The organism is Nostoc sp. 'Peltigera membranacea cyanobiont' 232 (assembly GCF_002245985.1).
Taxonomy (GTDB): domain Bacteria; phylum Cyanobacteriota; class Cyanobacteriia; order Cyanobacteriales; family Nostocaceae; genus Nostoc.
Map to the genome: position 1 here is coordinate 1 of NZ_NOLK01000013.1, position 19,530 is coordinate 19,530.

Genomic DNA, 19,530 nt, shown 5'->3' on the forward strand with positions numbered 1-19,530 from the left:
GGGAGCAGGGGAAGAAGGGCTGAAGAACTATTGATTGATTATCATTGCTCAATTCCCAATTCCCAATTCCCAATTCCCAATTTCAAGATATTTGTGGTTTACGCAGATGCCAAGTAGTAGATTGCTCATAAGCGTAGGCTACCTGAAACAGTTGGTCTTCTCGCAATACATTGCCAATTAGCTGTAATCCTATTGGTAGACCTCGATCGTCAAAACCGCATGGCAAACTTAAACTAGGTAAACCAGCAAGATTCACAGGAATAGTCATCAAGTCAGTTAAATACATACTCAAGGGGTCAGTAGTTTTTTCCCCTGCTTTAAATGCGGTTGTGGGAGATGTGGGACAAACTAACACATCAACCACCCCAAAAGCCTTTTCAAAGTCTTGCTTAATTAGGGTGCGGACTTTTTGCGCTTTCAGATAATAAGCATCGTAATAGCCAGCCGAAAGTGCGTAAGTACCAATCATAATTCGGCGTTTGACTTCTGTACCAAAACCAGCAGCACGGGTACGGGTGTACATCGATAGCAGATTATCGGCATCAGGAGCGCGGTAGCCATATTTAACGCCATCGTAACGAGCCAAGTTTGCTGACGCTTCAGATGGGGCGATGATGTAGTAAGTGGGTAAGCCATAACGAAAGCGCGGACAGGAAACTATATGAATCTCCGCTCCCAAAGCTTGTAATACATCTACTGCTTTGGTAACAGCTTGTTCCACTACAGAGTCTAAACCTTCACCAAAAGTTTCTTTAATAATGCCAATTCTTAGTTGACCTCTGGGTTTGAAGTCTGGCTTGAAGCTGGCGGCGTAGTTGGGAATGGCAACTTTCAGGCTGGTAGAGTCTTTGGGATCGTGACCTGCGATCGCATTTAATAATATTGCCGCATCTTCCACAGTATTTGCAAATGGCCCAATTTGATCCAAAGACGAAGCGTAAGCCACCAAACCATAACGCGAAACCAAACCATAAGTTGGTTTCATCCCCACAACACCGCAGAAAGACGCAGGTTGGCGAATCGAACCACCAGTATCAGAACCGAGAGCAACTACACATTCTTCAGACGACACCGCCGCCGCAGAACCGCCCGAAGAACCACCTGGAACTCGTGATAAATCCCAAGGATTAGCCGTGACTTGGTAAGCAGAGTTTTCTGTGGAACTACCCATCGCAAACTCATCTAAGTTGGTTTTGCCTACCATCACCGCCCCAGCATCTGCCAGTTTTTGCGTCGCCGTTGATTCGTAAGGCGGCACAAAATTTTCCAAAATTCGAGAGGCGCAGGTAGTAGGAATCCCCTTGGTACACATATTGTCCTTAATCCCAACCGGAATGCCTGCTAGCAGCCCGATTTCTTCTCCGGCTGCAATTTTGGCATCCACAGCACTGGCCTGCTCTAATGCCCGTTCTGCGGTAACACATAAAAAGCTGTGCAGTTTCGGCTCTAACGCTTGAATGCGCTCTAAAGCTTCTTGGGTAATTTCAACGGCAGAACGTTCTTTCTTAACCAGCTGTTGGTGCAACTCGCGGATGGATGCCATGATTGCTCTCTTTGTGACTCAAGTCATTGATTTTAGTACATATTGTCCGATATTGGGTATTGGGTATTGGGGACTGGGTATTGGGTATTGGGGACTGGGGTAAGAGTTGTTTTCCAGTCCCTAGTCCCCAATACCCAGTCCCCAGTCCCCATCATTGATAAATGAGACTAATACCTCTAAAAAAATAAGTAATTGTGGGGTTGGAAAAATTGCCAAGCTTAAACAAAATAATATTAGGAATTTAACATCATCTATAAATAGAAGGACTACAATCAAAACGGACAAATGTTTCATGCTCCAAAAAGAGAGGATTACAAAGCTGTGTCCGACTTAAATCGAGGAATTATGAAATTTGAGGGTGCAGATTCCCCAAAAGTAGTCACTATCTCTACCGTGTTGCTTCTGGGATCGATCGCTGCTCTCATCATCTGGGCGCTGCAAGCTGCATATGCGCTAAACTAAAACCATTAGTAGTCTAAGAAGGACACTGGCAAAAACGGAATCCGTTTTTGCCATGTGTCCATTCTGTAACTAATAAATAAAAGCGCCCTAATTACCATCAAAAATTTCAGAAAAACTTTAGATTTTAGATTTGAGGTTTTAGATGGAAAATTTAAATCTAAAATCCAAAATCCAGAATGTTTGAACCTTGGGGTGTCTTAGTTCTTTTAATTATCTGCCCCCTTTTGGGCGGATTACCCCTAATTGCATGGATCGCTTACGCGCTAACGGGGAAGCAATTATCCCAAGTTGGTACACGAAATATTAGTGTATCATCTGCCTTTTATCACTGCGGTAAGTTTGTCGGAATTCTGGCAGTCTTGTCAGAAGCTTTTAAAGGAATTGCGGCAGTTTTCCTCAGCCGCCTTTTCTTCCCAGAGGGATCGTTTTGGGAATTGATAGCTCTCATCGCTCTGGTAGTTGGTAGATACTGGATAGGCAGAGGAGCCGGTACGACAAATGTAGTCTGGGGATTTGTCGTACACGATCCACTTGTGGCACTATTTGTATCTTTCTTTGCAGGTATTAGCTTTACAATTCTGCAATCAAAACAGGTAGTAAAATTTGGGGTTTTGCTTCTCTTTCCTCTGTTTGTGGCAATTTTGCACATTAGCGATATCCCTAGAATACTTGCTGCTATGGCGTTAGCTGGTTTAATGGGCTGGATTTATACCAAAATTCCTAATGATATGAATTTACCAGTTAAAGAGGCGCAAACAGAATCGCAAGCGATGTTGGAATTTTTACGGGGCGATGTCTACGACGGGCTACGCCAACGCGCGATGATTTCTTTAGATGAAGAGTTAGATGCTGCCATTGTTGGAGAAAAGGCGGCTACATTATCCCAAATTAAGCGCTGGGGTTATCCAGTCCCAAAGGGATGGGTACTAGCCCCAATTGACGATCCTCAAGTGTTGACAGAATTTCTCCAACCATCAGAATTATCCCCCTTGGTGGTACGTTCCTCTGCCATTGGCGAAGATTCAGAACAGGCTTCTGCTGCTGGACAGTATGAAACAGTTTTAAATGTTACTAGCCCAGAAGCATTGCAGTCAGCGATCGCTCAAGTTCAAGCTTCTTACAATCATCCATCTGCTGTGCAATATCGGCGCGATCGCGGTTCAAATGATACAGCAATGGCTGTATTGATTCAACAACAAGTCCAGAGTGTATATTCTGGCGTTGCTTTCAGCCGCGATCCTATTACTCAGCAAGGTGATGCAATCATCATTGAAGCCCTTCCCGGTAGTCCCACGCAAATCGTTTCAGGAAAAGTCACACCAGAACAATATCGCGCTTTTGTCGTTGAAACAGAAAAATCTCCCTCTGTGCAATTAGAGGGGACTGGACGAGTTCCACCAGCATTAATCAAGCAAGTTGCATACTTAGCTCATCGGCTCGAAAAACGCTATCATGGCACTCCTCAAGATATTGAATGGAGTTACGACGGCCAAACGCTTTGGGTGTTACAATCTCGACCGATCACCACTCTACTACCAATTTGGACGCGCAAAATCGCCGCCGAAGTGATTCCTGGAGTAATTCACCCCTTAACATGGTCAATTAATCGTCCCTTAACTTGTGGAGTTTGGGGAGAATTTTTTACTCTAGTTTTGGGCGATCGCGCTTTGGGGTTAGATTTTAATGAGACAGCAACTCTGCATTACTCCAGAGCCTATTTTAACGCATCCCTCTTAGGAAATATCTTTATCCGGATGGGATTGCCACCAGAAAGTCTAGAATTTTTAACTAGAGGAGCTAAATTAAGTAGACCGTCCTTGCAGTCAACCTGGGAGAATTTGCCAGGACTAGGGAAGTTGCTGAAGCGGGAATTAAATTTAGAAAAGGACTTCAAGCGGGATTATCACCAACGGTTTATTCCTGGGTTGTCGCAGTTGGCACAAGAAAATGTAGATAATTTGGAACCAGCGAAGTTGCTAATCAGAATTGACTTTATTCTGGAGTTGCTACGCCACGGGACATATTACAGCATTTTAGCTCCCTTAAGTGCTGCTCTGCGGCAGGCGATTTTCCGGGTGAAGGATGGCCAAATTGATAATAGCGTTACTCCAGAGATAGCGGCATTGCGATCGCTCAGTGCAATCGCAACAGATGCCAAGCAGGTATTGCTTGAGTTTGAGCCACAACAGGTATTTGAGCAGTTAAAGCAAACCCCAGAGGGAGAGAAGATCCTCCAAGAATTTGACGAATTGCTTCAGGATTACGGCTATTTAAGTGAAGTGGGAACTGATATCTCCATTCCCACTTGGCGGGAGAATCCCCAGATGATTAAGCAGATGTTTGTGCAGTTAATGCAGGGGAACGAACCACAATCAGGCGCTAAAGACGCAATTAATAGCATCTTTGCTGGTAAGCGCAAACGTTCTTTTGTGCAACAGCGTGTGGATATTAAAGGACGAGTTACCGAAGTTTATTCACGGCTGTTAGCTGAATTGCGTTGGAGTTTTGTCGCTTTAGAGAAGATTTGGTTAAAGTCCGGCTTACTCCAGAACGCAGGAGATATCTTTTTTCTAGACTTTGATGAAGTGCGGCGTTTAGTTGTAGGCGATGATTCTAGCTTAATTGAGGAGTTAGATAAGTTAGTGAAATCCAGGCGATCGCAATTCGTCCAAGATAGTGAGATCGTTCAAGTGCCACTTTTAGTCTACGGCAATACACCTCCTCACCCCTTAGCTCCTTCTGCGCTGTACTCTGACCAAATTTTACAAGGTATTGGAGCCAGTCACGGGCAAGCCGAAGGTAGGGTGAAAGTGTTGCGAAATTTACAAGACGTGCCGGAGATAGACCGAGATACAATTCTAGTAGTGCCTTACACCGATTCTGGCTGGGCCCCTTTGCTATTAAGGGCTGGAGGATTAATTGCCGAGGTTGGCGGACGGCTTTCTCACGGTGCGATCGTGGCTCGTGAATATGGTATTCCTGCTGTGATGGATGTTCGGGGTGCTACATGGCTTTTGCAAGATGGTCAACGAGTAAGGATTGATGGGTCTAGGGGTATTGTGGAATTATCTAACGATTTAAGACCAGAATGATTACCAATTCTCTGAAAGACTTGCCAGAAGAATCCGTCTCTCACAATGCCGAAATCAAGAAAAAGGTGATGCTACGCTTCGGCGATTTGCCTCACCTGACTAACTTTTCTCAAGGGCGTTTTGCTCCCAGTTGAGCGATCGCAACAACAAAAGATGAAATAATAACTATTACTCAGACTGAGCGATGACACGAAGTGCCCGCCTTCATGCGATGGTGCAAGCACCCGCCGTAGGCGATCGCAAAAATACAGTATCTTATTCAAAAATCAAATAGGAGTCCTATATCCTCTCATAAAAGTAATAAAAGAGCATTAATTAGCAATGCCCGAATTGGGATTATCGAGTTTTTAAAATGAGCAAACCTACTGTTTATTTTGTTGATAGTCACTAAAACAGTTATACTTACTATGCCTAACATTAAGGAAGACTCAGGCACAGGTGTTATAGAAAAAGAACTGAGGGGATAACCTGTGTAGTAACCTTGCTCACCTATTTCGATGTAGTCATAAGTGTAAAACAGATTATATGACACTCCTCCTGCGGTGTAAGCAAATCCAAATTCATCCAATGCCGGAGAATTAGCCAATAAGAAATTGTCATTGTCAAGAAACGATCCAGGAGATAACAAAGACTCTATTGGGTTGCCATTTCTTGTGCCAGTAATATCTATAATCTCATAACTATTTGTAGCTGAATCATAAGGGCTAGTTGTTAATGTTCCTTTAGCTATAACAATGTCATTTGGGTCAAGTACACTCGTACCAGAGTAGGAAAAATTAAAAATGGCGGCCGAAACAGGAGCCATCATAGTTGTTAAAAGGCAGACTGTACCAGTGATGGTAACTGCGAATTTTTTGTCAAAATTCATTCCATTTTCCCTTTGATTTCAAACCACTATTAACAATAAAGAAACCGCATAGACACAGTAATAGCTGCTGGTAAGAGCTAGGGCTACGGAAGCACGTCAAAGGGTAGCATCATGTCGTTATCCTCGTGATTAAGCATGTGACAGTGCCACACGAAGCGTCCAGTGAATGAATTGCCAAAAGGTAAGTTTGCTGTGGCTTTAGCACCGAAGGGAACTATCAGACGAACAACCTCAAAAGGATTGACTACTACAGTATCCTTCCAACCAGCTTCGTTCGCTGCTGGCGGTTTTGCTAAACCTTTTAAATAAGGGGTAGGGTCGAGTGGTGGGTAATTATAAGGCACTGTATCCCCACCAGGTGCGTTGTGCATGAGTACTTTACGCGGCCCAGTAGCCCTATATGCTGCCGAATACGCAGTATCATTGATTGATTGTCGGTTAAGAATCTGAAATGGTACGAGATGCAGGTGCATTGTGTGGGCGAATGGCTGTAGATTAATGAAGTTCCACTGCTCTACTGTGTCTACTTGTGGTCGCTCCCTCAATTCTGGGTGGTTGGCTGCTTCATGCCAGTAAACTGCGTTGAGCATCATCGCTAACACCTGAAAGTTAGAGTTCAAAATATCTGTTAGAACCAGGTTGCGCTCTTTCACTGGTGTAGTGGCAATCTTTGTTATTAATGGATTATTTACTCGTAGCCGTATGGGAATAACTTTAGGAACGGCAGCGCCCTGATTCACCGTAAACTGCATGATTTCTGGCATTTTAAAGTAACCCTGGTCAATGACCGTAGCCAAACCCTTGGGATACGGTGCAGCAGCGTCATTTTGCAGTACAATCTTCTCTCCTGGCAGGCTTTTAGAAAAATCGATCAGTACGTCAGCTCGTTCACCAGGCCCCAGCAGTAGCTTAGACAAATATACTGGAGCGTTTAGGAATCCTCCATCACTGCCAATTTGAATTAGTTGCTGATTTGACGACAGTTTAAGTCTAAAAAATCGGGAGTTTGAGGCGTTGACAATTCGGAAGCGGTACAAAGTTCGGTCAACATTCAGGTTTGGCCAAGCCTTACCGTTGACGATAGCAACATCACCGTAAAATTCATGATCCCATTTAGCTGGGAAGGACATTGAACCATCGGAATTGAACGAATGATCTTGCAGTATCAACGGCACTTCATAAGGCGCTCCGGCAGGAATACCAAGAGGGCCATTGCCACCGATGGGATCGTCGTCATCCCTAATCAGATACATCCCAGCTAACCCGACTTGCAGGTTCAAGGCAGTCATGCCAAGGGAATGGTCATGATACCAGAGTGTCCCTGCTTCTTGATTGTTATTGTAGTTGTACACATTGCTCTGTCCAGGCAGATATGTATCTTCTGGATAACCGTCGCTATCAGGTTCGGTATTGCTGCCATGTAAGTGGATGATTGTCCGGGGGTTAGTTATGTCGGACGCGTTGACACCATGCAAGCTCGTATCGACTGACCCAGCTAATGGATGAGTACCGAGTTTGTTGAATGCCCTAATCCTAACGGGCGTTCCCCTTGTAACCTCGAAAGTGGGGCCAAGATAAGGCAATCCGCCGTAACCCCAGGTGGTAAAAGACCCTAAGCTGCTGTGGAATGAGTGTATCCCTGGCGCAATATCTAAGGTCGTAGGCGGTGAAATAGGGTATGAAATGGGCAGAGACTCCGTAAACTTTGAAAGTGAGGGCGAAGCTGCATAGGTTCTCTTTGCTTTTAGTAGTTCGGGGAGCAAAATTCCTGCTCCTAAACCTGCACTCATGGTGAGAAATTGCTTTCTGGTTAACATTTCTGATTGTGTTGTAAAAATTAGCGTTGAGTTTACAAGGACTTAGACTTACGCAAGAACTCTTGGAAACTCTGATTTCTTTGTGTCCTTTGCACCCTACGCTTTGGGTTCAATATTTATCGCACGAGAAGAAATCTCGGCTCATGGTGCTATAGGTTGATTAGCGATCGCAATTTGTTTCCAGACAAAATATGATTGTTTGTGTTCGATTTTAGGTTTGACCTAAGATGATGAGAGAAAGGTAATCAAGACAGGGCTAAAAGTTAACTAAACCAGCATCTTTTCTACATATCTATATCAAGTAGTTTTCCTTGACGCTGACGACGACGGAAGATAAACCAAGTGCCTACTCCCAACAATGCAGGCAACAATCCAGATTCAGGAACCTTCTCGATTCGGGTTTGGACAGTTCCTGTATACAGCAGATTGCCTATTGAATTAGGAAAATCTACATTTGGATAGACATCAAGAATTGCAGTACTTGGGACTGTTGTTCGGATAGCGGTAGATCCCCCGAATGAACCTTTTGGGTAATGAAAATAGTTCACGAAAGCAAACTCAGACGCTGGCTGACGTTGAGAAGCGAGTACTTCCCAAAGGAAATCATCGGTTTCAGGTGCTGTAATACCATCTTCAAGACGCGGTAAAAAAACAATCGGATTGCCAACCGTTCCTTGAAAAACTCCCTTCTCCTCCAAGTCAAATTTATAATCATATCCCCCTTCAAAATATCCGGTAGCGTTCGGTGAATTCGCAAACCCTATGGTAGTGTCATCGTAAGTAAAGTAACCGTTCACTCCCTCACCCTCGAAGCTGAATTTATACAATGCTGCTTGAGCAGTATCTATGTTTAATGTTACTGACACGAGTAATGCTGCGGCACTTGAAATAGCAGGAAGCAATAATTTATTCAAGAGAGCCATTTTTATCACCTATAAAAAAGATTGATTGCCAAAGTTAGTTTCTGAAACTACCCAAAAAAGTCTTACAGGTAAAAATATTAGCGTTAATAAGTTCCTGCCATTTCATAAATCCAGTTCTAGAAAAGCTGAAATATTAAGAACTTAATAAACCACCTGAACTTCATGAGTAAAAACCAAATAAACTAACAGAAAAAGAAAGACCTAAATATACTAAATTGGTTCGCTAGAATTAATCCTTGCAGATAATAATTGTCGGCGCTGACGACGAAAGAGAAACCAAGCACTCACTCCCAGTAATGCAGACACTGATTCCGGTTCAGGAATCTTTTCGATTTTTGTTTTAACAGTTCCTTCAAACGTGTAGTCTCCCGTTGTATTAGGAAAGTCCCAGTATGGGTAGACTCTGAGTCTAGCGGTGTCAGGTACGCCGGTTCGTAGGGCAACAGAATCTGAAAAGGTTCCCTCTGGGTAAGTAAAGCGAATTGATAAACCGTATTGCTGTCCACGAGCAGCCGGGGGAACGTAAAGAATAAAGTCATCAACGGTATCGTCGTAACCCAAATTACCGGCACGTCCAAGATAAACAATATTTCTGGCTTCATCATGTATATCTTGCTGTAACCCCTTTATTCCCTGAGCCAGAATACCCCCCGCATTAACAGAATACTTTTCCACTGAGCCATCATACTCAGCAAGAGGAAAGTTAGCTCCAAGAGGTTCTATCTTATTAGCTGAGTCATCATAAATAAAGTAACCATTTGCTCCTTCACCCTCGAAAGTAAATTTAAAAAGTGCAGCTTGGGCTGGATTTGTACCAACTGTCCCTAACACTAAAAATACTGCAACACTGATAGCAGAAGATATTGAGAATTTATTCAACAAGGTCATTTTAGTTCTCTCGCAATTACGAACTTGCTTACCCATGAATTTAAACTTGACAGAATACTACTGACGAATCAGAATTCTATCCTCTTGTTGAGAAAGGCTGACAGAGGGAGCCGGAGCAGGGCCTAGCGCGACATCACCCCAGCGCATCACACAGCCACCAGCATTAGATGACGAACCCATTGTGTAGACGAGAACTAGATCGTTTTCACAAATTTTGCCTGCGTGGGCGGCGTGGTAGAGATTAGCAACGGGAAAGGTTGGCCCAATATTGGCATATAGGGGATTGATGTTGATTGTACGTTCTGGTTCAATACCTAGAGCGCGGGTGCAAACTCTTGAATACCAAGCGCTGGGTGTATTAAAAACAAAAAAGTTGATTCGATCTAAGGTAAGTCCAGCATCTGCGATCGCACCGTGGCAACATAGACGAATAAACTTTACTGTCGTCTCGTTAAACATCTTACTTGCACCCTTGCCACCTCGGATGAACATTTTGACATTGCCATGCTCATCGGTGGTGAATTCATTATAGAAAGCACCACAGGTAGCAGCAGTATTGGCAATTTTGGTGCCGAGAATACCTTGGTTTGCTTTTAGCTTACCAACTACAAAGGCTCCAGCACCGTCGCCTGATAAAAACGCGAGAGTATCATTTTCATCGGTATAGCGCGAGTAAGTAGTTGAGACGACCACTAACACATTGCGATACTGTCCCGTTTGCACTAGAGAACAGGCCGTCTGAAGCGAGACTAAAGCTGAAGTGCAAGTTGATTCTATATTCCACGCCGCACCTTGTAGTCCCAGTTTCCCAGCGAGAAAAGCAGCGTTACCAGGTGTGATTTGCTCTGGAAATAGTGAAGTAACGATCGTGAGATCGATATCTTCAGGAGATAGCTTTGCAGCTTCGAGGGCATCCAGAGCGGCGCGATACTCTAGTGAGAGCGAAGTCTCATCGGGAGCTAACACCCTTCGTTCGACAGTACCACGGAAGGGGTCTGACATATATGGTGTTACCTCTTGTGACCAGATATCGTCATCACTGGTGACTGTGGCTTGGTCGGGTACAAACAGTTTTGCTAGAGTTTTTTGTTCAGCCTCAGCAACCATCTGGGGAAAATTCTCTCTGTAGTAATTGTTTGTACGAATGATGCTAGGAAAGTTAACTGAAACTGCACGAATACCTACTGGTTCTAATGTTGTCATGACAAATATCCTTTTGATTTTGTTTTTGGTGTTACACGATGAAGGTGGAAAATACTGATGCTATAGCGATTCTCAGTTGAGTGAGGTAAAAGAACCCCTCCCCGCAAGCGATGAGGGGGCTATGATATACCTTGTATGATTTGGAAACAATATATAGTTATTAATCATTGGTACTAATGACCAATGACCAATGACTAATGACCAATAACCGTTTTGGCTTCTATAGCTCCTTGCTTAATCAAACTTTGGATGCGACCTCCAATCGGTGCAGGTCGCGTTGGGTCAATCTTCACATCAACAATGAATGGAACAGTAGAGGAAAGTGCTTTTTCTAAAACTGCTTCTAAGTCAGATTCAGTATTAACACAGATGCCATCGGCTCCCATAGCTCTAGCGATCGCGGCAAAATCAGTACTCGGTATCTCCGTATCTATTGGAATATTGCCACTTAACCCTTGTAATGCCATTCCTTGGGCGCACATATTGTAACGTCCATCGTTGAGGATAATCCAGACAGATGGAATTTCAAATTTCACTGCTGTGCTGACTTCGTTGTTCATCAGCATTGCTCCGTCGCCAACAATCGCCACAGCTTTACCTTTTCGCCCTAATGCCGTACCAACTACCCCGGTGGTAGCATGACCCATAGAGCCAAAACCAGTACTAATCCGGTAACGACCTGGTTGCTTAAATCGCAGCAAGTGAGTTGCCCAAGCAAAGGAGTTACCCGCTTCAGCTAAGACTGAGGCATCGCTGCCCTCCACTATCAGCCGTTGAATTGCATCCATCAGTACTTCGGGTCGCACTAAGCCATTGGTGCGCGGAGTATTTGTGTAGACTTCAGGACGCGGTAATGAGGAAGTGGGAAACCAATTAAGACGTTCTGGAAAGTGTTTTAATATACCTCTGAGGAATGCTTTGATTTCTGAATGGACAGCGAGAGTTTCCACTGATGGATAAGCTACTCCTGGAACTTGTGGATCGATATCAACATGAATGAATCCATTACTTGGAATCATTACCGGACTCCAAAATGAAGTAGGCTCACCAAGACGCGTTCCCAATACTAGTATGCGTTGCGGTCGTTGCTCCTGCATATATGTCAGGACAGATAGATGCCCACTAAAGCCTGTGACACCGATAAACTGGGGATGATGTTCTGGAAAAATGCCTTTGGCGCGAGGTGATGTCATCACCGCCGCCCCAGTTTTTTGTGCCAACTGGTGGATTTCTTCTGCGGCATGTCGCGCCCCGAAGCCAACCCAGATGGCAAAGGATTCTTCTGATAACAACTTTACACATTCAGCGATCGCTTCTTCACTAGCTGTTGGTACAGATTGAGAAAATACTGGCTGAGGTAACTGTACTTTTAATGGTGTTGTCTGGATTGGAGTGGGAACACTAATATGAGCTACAAAGCTCCCTAGTTGTGCTAAACCTTGGGCAAGTCTGCGAGAAATTTCTGGCAGTTGATCCCCAGACTCTAATATGGTTGCGTAATTGAATAGCGGGCCTGAAGTAAAAATTCCTGAGAAGGGCATTGTGTGGGCGCTAGTTTCTTGACAAGCTCCCCGACCGCGATTTCCAGTTGAGGTTGCAGCCGACAAGAAAATTACCTTTGCTCCTTCCCCTCTGGCCGCAAAAAGCCCAGTTAGAGCGTTAGTGATTCCAGGGCCTGTAGTAGTAAATACCACGACGGGGCGATCGCTGGCAAAATAAGCCTCGGTAGCGGCAAAAGCTGCTCCTGATTCATGGCGAAAGTGAAGTAATTGGATGCTGCTGCGGTTTAATGTTGCCCATAATGGCCCAATACCGCCTCCAGAAACTCCAAATGCATAGTTAACTCCCAAATTTTCTAGAATTTCGACTAAAGCCTGTGCAACCGTAGGTTGAGTTAATTCTGACTCTGGAGATTTTTCATTTAGCAATGCAGGGGAGAAAATGGAAGAGCCAGTTGAAGTTTCAAATGAAATTTGATTAGATGAAATGTGAGTTTTTGTTCCCAAAGCTTGAGAAGCATGAGTATTTTTGTTGATAGATTTAATATTCACAATTGCCACCCTTGATTCCTTTTTGTTTATTTTTTACATTTATTGGGTACTTCGCGCCAACTAGCATTTAGTTGGCAAGAGCAATTGAGAGCTTGATTCCTGGCGCAAAACTCTTTTTAGAACTTTTCCAGTTGGGTTTTTTGGTAGGGAATCTACAAAAGTAATGCTACAGGGAAGCTTGTATTTTGCCATTCTTTCAGAACAAAACTCAAGGATTTTTTCTTTGCTAATTATGTGACCTGGCTTCAGGATAATATTTGCCTGAACTATCTCACCTTTAAAAGCATCCTTAACGCCATATACGGCTACCTCGGCAACAGATGAGTGTTGATAAATCAAATTTTCAACTTCAGTTGGGTATACCTTAAATCCAGACATATTAATCATGTCTTTCAAGCGGTCAACAATGTAGAAAAAACCATCTTCATCTACCCGACCAATATCGCCAGTATGGAACCAGCCATTTTTAATCACTTCAGCAGTTTCAAGTGGGCGATTCCAATAACCAAGCATGACGTTAGGCCCTCGAATTACAATCTGACCCAATTCACCAACTTCTACTTGATTACCATTGTCGTCAATAACTTTCATTTCCACATTCTCGATGGGAGCGCCAATGGAACCGAGTTTGTATTTCAAATCGTGATTATAGGATGCAGATGGTGATGTTTCAGTTAAACCATATCCTTCATTGATGACTTTTCCATATTTATCCTGCCAAGTTTGTGCAACTTCTATTGGCATTGGTGCCGCAGCCGTAAAATAATAACGCACGCTATTGAGATTGTAGCCAGATAAATCACTATTTAGAAGATTGATGAATACCGTTGGTACCCCAAAGAACATTGTTATTTGATGAGTAGCGATCGCATTAAGTACTTGCTCAAGGTCAAATCGACGTTTCAGGATAATTGTGGCACAGACGTTTAATGCTGCGTTGAGGATAGCATTTTGACCAAAACAATGAAATAGCGGTAAGTAAAGCAGCAATCGGTCATTTGGTTGCATTCCACAACAACGGTTTTGGGAATACATATTAGAAATTATGTTGCCGTGGGAAAGAGTCGCTCCTTTAGGAAAACCTGTTGTTCCCGATGTATAGACAATGCTAGCAGGAGCATGGCGATCCATTTCAATAGCATTTGCATTAGGAGAAGCACTTTCTATTAGTTTTGCTAAAGTCATTCCCTTTTTAGCGCTACCCTCTGCAATTAAAATGTGCTGTAATTCGGGTAAATCTACCTCTGGTACATTTTCAACCAGTGACTCTGTGGTAATTATTGCCTTAGCAGCACAATCGTTAAAAATGTAGCTAACTTCATTGCTTTTTAGCATGACGTTAACAGAAACGACAACCGCACCGATTTTAAGAATGCCAAGATAAGAAATGATAAATTCTGGAATGTTTGGCAAAAACAAAACTACGCGGTCGCCTTGTTTAATTCCTAATCCACTTAACCCGTTAGCAACAGAATTTACTAGCCTGTTAAGCTGTTTATAGGTAAAAGATTTATCTTCAAAGATTAGAGCAATTTTATCAGGATATAATTGATAACCCCGCTCGATATGATGGGCAATATTCATGGCTAAAAAAATTCACTTAAATTCATTACCTTTGTCTACTTCAACAGTCATTTATAAGAAGAATTCCGAACTCAGGAGTCAGAATTCAGTGTTAATAATGTCTTTTGAGTATTTCGCTGACTAACCTTATCAAGTTCAGTTCGTGGTTCCAGTGTCATCAGGATACCTTTGTGTGTTTGCAGAGTTAGCAATGGCTGGCACTCAACTGGATGTTCTGGTAGGAGATTGAGGCGGAAACGTTGACACACCATCGCTACAATCAACTGAATTTCTGTTAACGCAAAGATGTCACCTAAGCACTGACGTTGACCGCCGCCGAAAGGAAAGTATGCATAACGCGGACGATCTACAGAGCGTTCTGGTGTGAATCGCTCAGGATCAAAACCTTCAGGATTATCCCAAAAAGCAGGGAGGCGGTGCGTGACAAAGGGACTGAGCAAAAGCATGGAACCACCTGGGATATGATAGCCGCCAATCGAATCATCAGCCAAGTTGTTGCGGGCATAAACCCAAGCACCTGGATAAAGTCGCATTGCTTCCTGGACAACCATTTTGGTATATTTTAGGTGCGGCAGATCCTCGAAGGTCGGGGTTCTTCCAGCCAATACCATAACCAGTTCTGCCTGTAACCGGCGTTCTACAGTGGGATACTTAGAAAGTAAGTACCAGATCCAGCCAAGTGTTACAGCCGAGGTTTCAAATCCAGCAGAAAAGAGTCCAACTATCTGGTCATGTAATTGCCGATCGCTCAATCCCTTGCCAGATTCATCCTGAGTACTCATGAACATTGATAGTATGTCATGAGCAGTCTGATTGCCTTGTTTGCGTTGTTGGATGATGTTGTCAGTAACTGTGCGGAGGGTGTTGATGGCTTGTTTAAACTGGCGGTTTTTTGGTGTGGGGAAGCTAATAGGCGGCTTGATGACAGCCCACAAGCGATCGCTAAGGAACTTGTAGATAGTATTCCAAGCCTGAGTTAGTTCAGTGGTATCACTATCAGCTTCGATACTCAAAGTTGTCTTTAGGAGAATTTTCTGTGTCAGAAAGAGCATTTCCTTAGAGACATCAATAGCTGCACCGACTGCTTTTTTTTGCCAGCGTTCTAACATCTGGTCGGTAAGGTGGGTCATATCATTGACCATTGCGGCAATTTGCTGGCGGTGAAAAGATGGTTGCATTAAGTGACGCTGATAACGCCATGAATCACCCTCGCTAATCACCAAGCCTTCACCAATTACCAGTTTTATGTCCTGAAAATTTTCACCTTTTGTATAATTCTGAGGATTTTCTTGCAGGACATACTTCACACAATCTGGATCGGCAATTAAGTAAAGTTGTTGCGGGCCGATTGCCCCCAGATGGACAACGCTACCATATTCACGCGCTGCATTAATCAGGAATTGTAGCGGATTTGTTGACATTTGTGGAAAGCAGCCAATAATCGGGAGACTGGGTGGCCCAGGAGGATTTTTAGATCCATTTTTGTAGATGCTCTGTTGAACCATTATATTTTCTCTCCAACTTAATTAGAAAAATTATGGCTGTTCGTAACAGATTAAAACTGCATCAAGTTTTGAACTAATATGAGTTTTCTAAAAGCAGGGCTGTAAAGTCTTGCGCCCCTACAGATGCAAACTTTAAAACTCGATTGCATGTGATTTTCTGAGTTACGAATTGAGACTTATACAAATTCTGTAGATGCGCCAAATTAGATGAATAACGTAGACGCAAAGCGGCTTGTCGCAGGCTACCGCAAAGAAAGAAAATTTGGCACAGCCTCACAAAGAAATGGTATTAGGAATGTAAGGTCAACAAAATATCATTAACTGCTTGCACAATTTGTCCACCATTAGCGATATCATTTGCAATTTTGGCAATGTGTTCATCTAAGGCTTGTTCGTGGTCATTCCAGATGTAAGGTTGGTCAGCAGAAGGTGGTTGTCCCACTAGATCGCGGATTGCTAAATATAAATCCCTGGTTGCAGGTGAGAGCGTGGCACGGGCATCATAATGTTTAACAATTGTGTATGTGCGTAAATCAACCGCTTGCACGCCAAACATCAAGGCGATCGCTATATATTGTTGAAATATTTCTACTGATTGACGCGCTAAATTTGCCGAAGCAAAACCTTGGCTGTTGATATTTTGATTATATTGTTCCGCGTGGGTAGGAAAGCGATCGGCTATGGAATTTCCATAGAAGGTTAACAGAGGCATAATTGAGTTGCCAGTAATTTGCAATCCTTTGAACCCCATGTTTACACGCCGGTCTCTGTTACCTACTAAAGAAGGAGAAAGTCCATTGTTAAATTCTGGTGCTACTAAGTAGGCTATTTGTACATCCAAGTGTTTAGCTAACAACCCAATGTAGTAACGCAATTGATCCATTCCTACGCCAATGTACTGCCCTAAGAAATTGCCACCATGATAACTTGCTTGGTTTTCTACATCAATGAGCGGGTTATCGGTTACAGAGTTAATTTCTACCTCAATTTGTTTTTGAATTTGCTCAAGACCATCGACAATTGGCCCCATATATTGAGGTAAACAACGCAGTGAATAACGGTCTTGAATTGGATGTTCGCCACGATAGTTGTGAGAACCATTTAACTCTTCTCGAACTAACTGTGAACCTGCTAACAGGTTGAGCATTTGGTTAGCAGCCCATTTTTGTCCTGAATGTGGTTTCAGCTTATGGATAAATGGGTGAAATGATTGATTAGTTCCATTTAAACCTTGAATAGCTAAGGCGTGAGTAGCCATTGCCAATGCTAAGAGATTTTTGGTGTCATGGACGCAATTGGCAGCAATACCTGTCATGACTGAGGTGCCATTCATCATCGCTAACCCTTCTTTAGGAAGTAGTTGTAATGGCTCTAAACCCAGCTTTTCTAGTGCTGTTAATGCATTCATTTCTTCACCGTTAAAGTCAACGGTGTAACTGGAATTTAAACCAATCAATGCCCCTGTGATATATGCTAAAGGTGTTAAATCACCACTAGCACCAATTGAACCAAATTCGCAGACATGAGGTGTAACACCAGCATTAAGAAATATCAGCATCCGCTTGATGAGTTCTAAACGAATCCCCGATGCACCAGTAATGTGGGAGTTTGCACGGAGAAGCATTGCAGCCCGAACATCAGCCAGAGGTATTTTTTTTCCTGCACCTACCTTGTGATACCACATCAAATTATTTTGGAGTAAAGCCGCAGATTCAGGAGAAATCACCACATTTGCCATACCACCAAAACCAGTTGTCACCCCATAAATAGGTTCGCCAGATTCAACTGCATGGTGAATAAAATCGCAGGATGCTTGGATATTAGCCAATTTTTCTAGATCGTCAGTTAAACGTACCTGTGTCCCATAACGCGCTACACTAATTACTTCTTCAACAGTGAGATGGCGATCGCCTACAACCACACTACGATCGCAATTGTGTATAAAAGAAAATCCAGTTTTAACAGCAGTGTTTTTATTTAAGCGAAGTGTATCCATGTTTTTGAGATATTTTGACTAAAGTTTTCCGCTTTGACCGACAAGTTAACAATTATTAAAGAACGCCAATTTTCCAACTTGGTAAGGGGATTGGGTGCTGAGTTTCCCAACTATTTGTGTATTTCTGTTTTTGCCAGCGACCGAAGAATGTCGCCAAGGGAGTTATTTCTCTCATAAATTCCTCAAAGCTAGCAAAATTGAGCGATTGAGCGCCATCTGAAAGAGCTTTTTGGGGATTAGGGTGAACCTCCACCATCAGCGAATCACAACCAGCGGCGATCGCCGCCAGCGCCATTGGTGTCACCAGTTCAGATTTACCAGTCCCGTGACTGGGATCGATAGCAATTGGCAGGTGAGTTAAATTACGCAAAACCGGAATTGCAGATATATCTAAAGTATTGCGTGTATACTCCCGATCAAAAGTCCTAATTCCCCGTTCGCAGAGAATTACATTCGGATTTCCCTCTGCCAAAATATACTCCGCAGACATCAGCCAATCTTCAATAGTAGCTGACAAACCGCGTTTGAGTAACACAGGTTTCTTTGTTGCACCGACTTTTTTCAACAGAGAGAAGTTTTGCATATTGCGTGCGCCAATTTGCAGGATGTCTGCAACTGATGCAACCATTTCTAATTCAGCCCCATCCATTACCTCAGTAATAATTCCCAAGCCAGAAACCGATCTAGCTGTTGCTAACCAGTCTAAAGCACTTTCTCCATGTCCTTGGAAAGAATATGGCGAAGTTCGTGGTTTGTAAGCACCTCCTCTAAGAAACTTTGCACCTGCGGCTTTGACTTGCAGCGCAGTTTCCACAATCATCTCTTCGCTTTCTACAGAACAGGGGCCTGCAATTACGACTACAGGATGGTTTTGACCAAAGGTAACAGTTTCAGAGGGTGTAAACACCTTTACGTTGCTGGGTTCACCATAACAATACTGCAAACTAGCCCGTTTAAATGGCTTATTTACCCGCAGCACTTGCTCAATAAAAGGGCTTAACTTTTGCACTTGTTGCGTGTCAATTTCTGTTGTATCGCCAATCAAAACAATTACTACTTTGTGTTTACCAACAGACAATTCTGGCACGATACTCCAACGACAAAGCTCTGTGAATAATAATTCAATTTCTTCTTGAGGACAACCGGATTTCATGACGATAATCATCGCTTTCACATCCTTTGAAAATATGCAATTAACTTGTAAAAACCTTAAGTTGTGTAATTACCTAGCTTAAAAAGCAAGGGACTAATTAGCATTCAGTAGTTTTACTGTTGCCAATGAGTTACACAATATCTGACATATTCAGGCTACACATCCACCTTTTCTGCTTGTTTGCGTGCAGTTTTCATCTCTGGAGAATGCAGAAAACTGTATTGCAATTTTTGCTAACAATCAATAAAGGAAGTGCGATCGCTATTAAATTACCCGAACAAGGTTGTTAAAACAAATAATTCGTGGGTTGCAAGATACCCGGCTTGTTTAAGAAATTGGGTATCTGACCACCGCACCTTGCATTAAAAACGTTGCTCTAGAGAATGCAGGAATGCGATCGCCTCCGACCGACCCAAGATCGTCATTTCATTGCAGAAAACTGCAT

At 43.1% G+C, this 19,530-nt stretch carries 12 protein-coding genes and 1 pseudogene; 2 read left to right on the forward strand and 11 right to left on the reverse strand.

Translation table 11 applies throughout. The features are described 5' to 3' along the window. Positions 1 to 82: 82 nt before the first annotated feature. The gene (gene gatA, locus CDG79_RS06540) at positions 83 to 1,543 is read right to left on the reverse strand and encodes an Asp-tRNA(Asn)/Glu-tRNA(Gln) amidotransferase subunit GatA (RefSeq protein WP_094341421.1); all 1,461 of its coding nucleotides are present in this window, start codon (positions 1,541 to 1,543) and stop codon (positions 83 to 85) included. Positions 1,544 to 2,181: 638 nt separating this feature from the next. Here gatA and CDG79_RS06545 point away from each other — a divergent pair. Together CDG79_RS06545 and CDG79_RS06550 are read left to right on the forward strand one after the other, a co-directional pair. Next, complete coding sequence (locus CDG79_RS06545; protein WP_094341422.1) at positions 2,182 to 5,097, forward strand: glycerol-3-phosphate acyltransferase; 2,916 nt, start codon at positions 2,182 to 2,184, stop codon at positions 5,095 to 5,097. Then, positions 5,094 to 5,225 (forward strand): annotated as a pseudogene (locus CDG79_RS06550) (cupin domain-containing protein); the annotation flags it as partial. The gene CDG79_RS06545 and the pseudogene CDG79_RS06550, both read left to right, overlap by 4 nt. Positions 5,226 to 5,386: 161 nt before the next feature. On the opposite strand, the gene CDG79_RS06555 reads toward CDG79_RS06550, so the two are convergent. From CDG79_RS06555 to aroF, 10 genes are all read right to left on the reverse strand, one after another. Continuing rightward, positions 5,387 to 5,965 (reverse strand): hypothetical protein, encoded by a 579-nt coding sequence (locus CDG79_RS06555; protein WP_094341423.1) that lies wholly within the window; start codon positions 5,963 to 5,965, stop codon positions 5,387 to 5,389. An 83-nt stretch (positions 5,966 to 6,048) separates the two neighbouring features. Next, positions 6,049 to 7,782, reverse strand: a complete 1,734-nt coding sequence (locus CDG79_RS06560) for a multicopper oxidase family protein (RefSeq protein ID WP_094341424.1) — start codon at positions 7,780 to 7,782, stop codon at positions 6,049 to 6,051. Between the two features lie 284 nt (positions 7,783 to 8,066). After that, a complete protein-coding gene (locus CDG79_RS06565) occupies positions 8,067 to 8,705 on the reverse strand; it encodes a PEP-CTERM sorting domain-containing protein (protein WP_094341425.1) in 639 nt (212 codons plus the stop codon). A 210-nt stretch (positions 8,706 to 8,915) separates the two neighbouring features. Beyond that, positions 8,916 to 9,593: a PEP-CTERM sorting domain-containing protein gene (locus CDG79_RS06570; RefSeq protein WP_189524904.1), complete on the reverse strand. Its 678-nt coding sequence runs from the start codon at positions 9,591 to 9,593 to the stop codon at positions 8,916 to 8,918. 57 nt (positions 9,594 to 9,650) lie between these two features. Continuing rightward, on the reverse strand, positions 9,651 to 10,796 hold the full coding sequence (locus CDG79_RS06575) for a 3-oxoacyl-ACP synthase III family protein (RefSeq protein ID WP_094341427.1): 1,146 nt from the start codon (positions 10,794 to 10,796) through the stop codon (positions 9,651 to 9,653). Between the two features lie 194 nt (positions 10,797 to 10,990). Continuing rightward, positions 10,991 to 12,847 (reverse strand): ScyA-related TPP-binding enzyme, encoded by a 1,857-nt coding sequence (locus tag CDG79_RS06580; RefSeq protein ID WP_094341486.1) that lies wholly within the window; start codon positions 12,845 to 12,847, stop codon positions 10,991 to 10,993. Between the two features lie 60 nt (positions 12,848 to 12,907). Next, on the reverse strand, positions 12,908 to 14,431 hold the full coding sequence (locus CDG79_RS06585) for a class I adenylate-forming enzyme family protein (protein ID WP_094341428.1): 1,524 nt from the start codon (positions 14,429 to 14,431) through the stop codon (positions 12,908 to 12,910). Between the two features lie 71 nt (positions 14,432 to 14,502). Next, a complete protein-coding gene (locus CDG79_RS06590; RefSeq protein WP_094341429.1) occupies positions 14,503 to 15,936 on the reverse strand; it encodes a cytochrome P450 in 1,434 nt (477 codons plus the stop codon). A gap of 289 nt (positions 15,937 to 16,225) precedes the next feature. Then, positions 16,226 to 17,932, reverse strand: a complete 1,707-nt coding sequence (locus CDG79_RS06595; protein ID WP_094341430.1) for an HAL/PAL/TAL family ammonia-lyase — start codon at positions 17,930 to 17,932, stop codon at positions 16,226 to 16,228. Between the two features lie 55 nt (positions 17,933 to 17,987). Next, positions 17,988 to 19,097 carry a 3-deoxy-7-phosphoheptulonate synthase gene (aroF, locus tag CDG79_RS06600; protein ID WP_094341431.1) on the reverse strand — a complete coding sequence of 370 codons (1,110 nt, stop codon included), beginning with the start codon at positions 19,095 to 19,097 and terminating at the stop codon, positions 17,988 to 17,990. Positions 19,098 to 19,530 lie beyond the last annotated feature (433 nt).

Coding starts and splice junctions, on each gene's coding strand:
- gatA (WP_094341421.1), bottom strand. CDS start 1,543: ATGGCATCCATCCGCGAGTTGCACCAACAGCTGGTTAAGAAAGAACGT.
- CDG79_RS06545 (WP_094341422.1), top strand. CDS start 2,182: ATGTTTGAACCTTGGGGTGTCTTAGTTCTTTTAATTATCTGCCCCCTT.
- CDG79_RS06555 (WP_094341423.1), bottom strand. CDS start 5,965: ATGAATTTTGACAAAAAATTCGCAGTTACCATCACTGGTACAGTCTGC.
- CDG79_RS06560 (WP_094341424.1), bottom strand. CDS start 7,782: ATGTTAACCAGAAAGCAATTTCTCACCATGAGTGCAGGTTTAGGAGCA.
- CDG79_RS06565 (WP_094341425.1), bottom strand. CDS start 8,705: ATGGCTCTCTTGAATAAATTATTGCTTCCTGCTATTTCAAGTGCCGCA.
- CDG79_RS06570 (WP_189524904.1), bottom strand. CDS start 9,593: ATGACCTTGTTGAATAAATTCTCAATATCTTCTGCTATCAGTGTTGCA.
- CDG79_RS06575 (WP_094341427.1), bottom strand. CDS start 10,796: ATGACAACATTAGAACCAGTAGGTATTCGTGCAGTTTCAGTTAACTTT.
- CDG79_RS06585 (WP_094341428.1), bottom strand. CDS start 14,431: ATGAATATTGCCCATCATATCGAGCGGGGTTATCAATTATATCCTGAT.
- CDG79_RS06590 (WP_094341429.1), bottom strand. CDS start 15,936: ATGGTTCAACAGAGCATCTACAAAAATGGATCTAAAAATCCTCCTGGG.
- CDG79_RS06595 (WP_094341430.1), bottom strand. CDS start 17,932: ATGGATACACTTCGCTTAAATAAAAACACTGCTGTTAAAACTGGATTT.
- aroF (WP_094341431.1), bottom strand. CDS start 19,097: ATGATTATCGTCATGAAATCCGGTTGTCCTCAAGAAGAAATTGAATTA.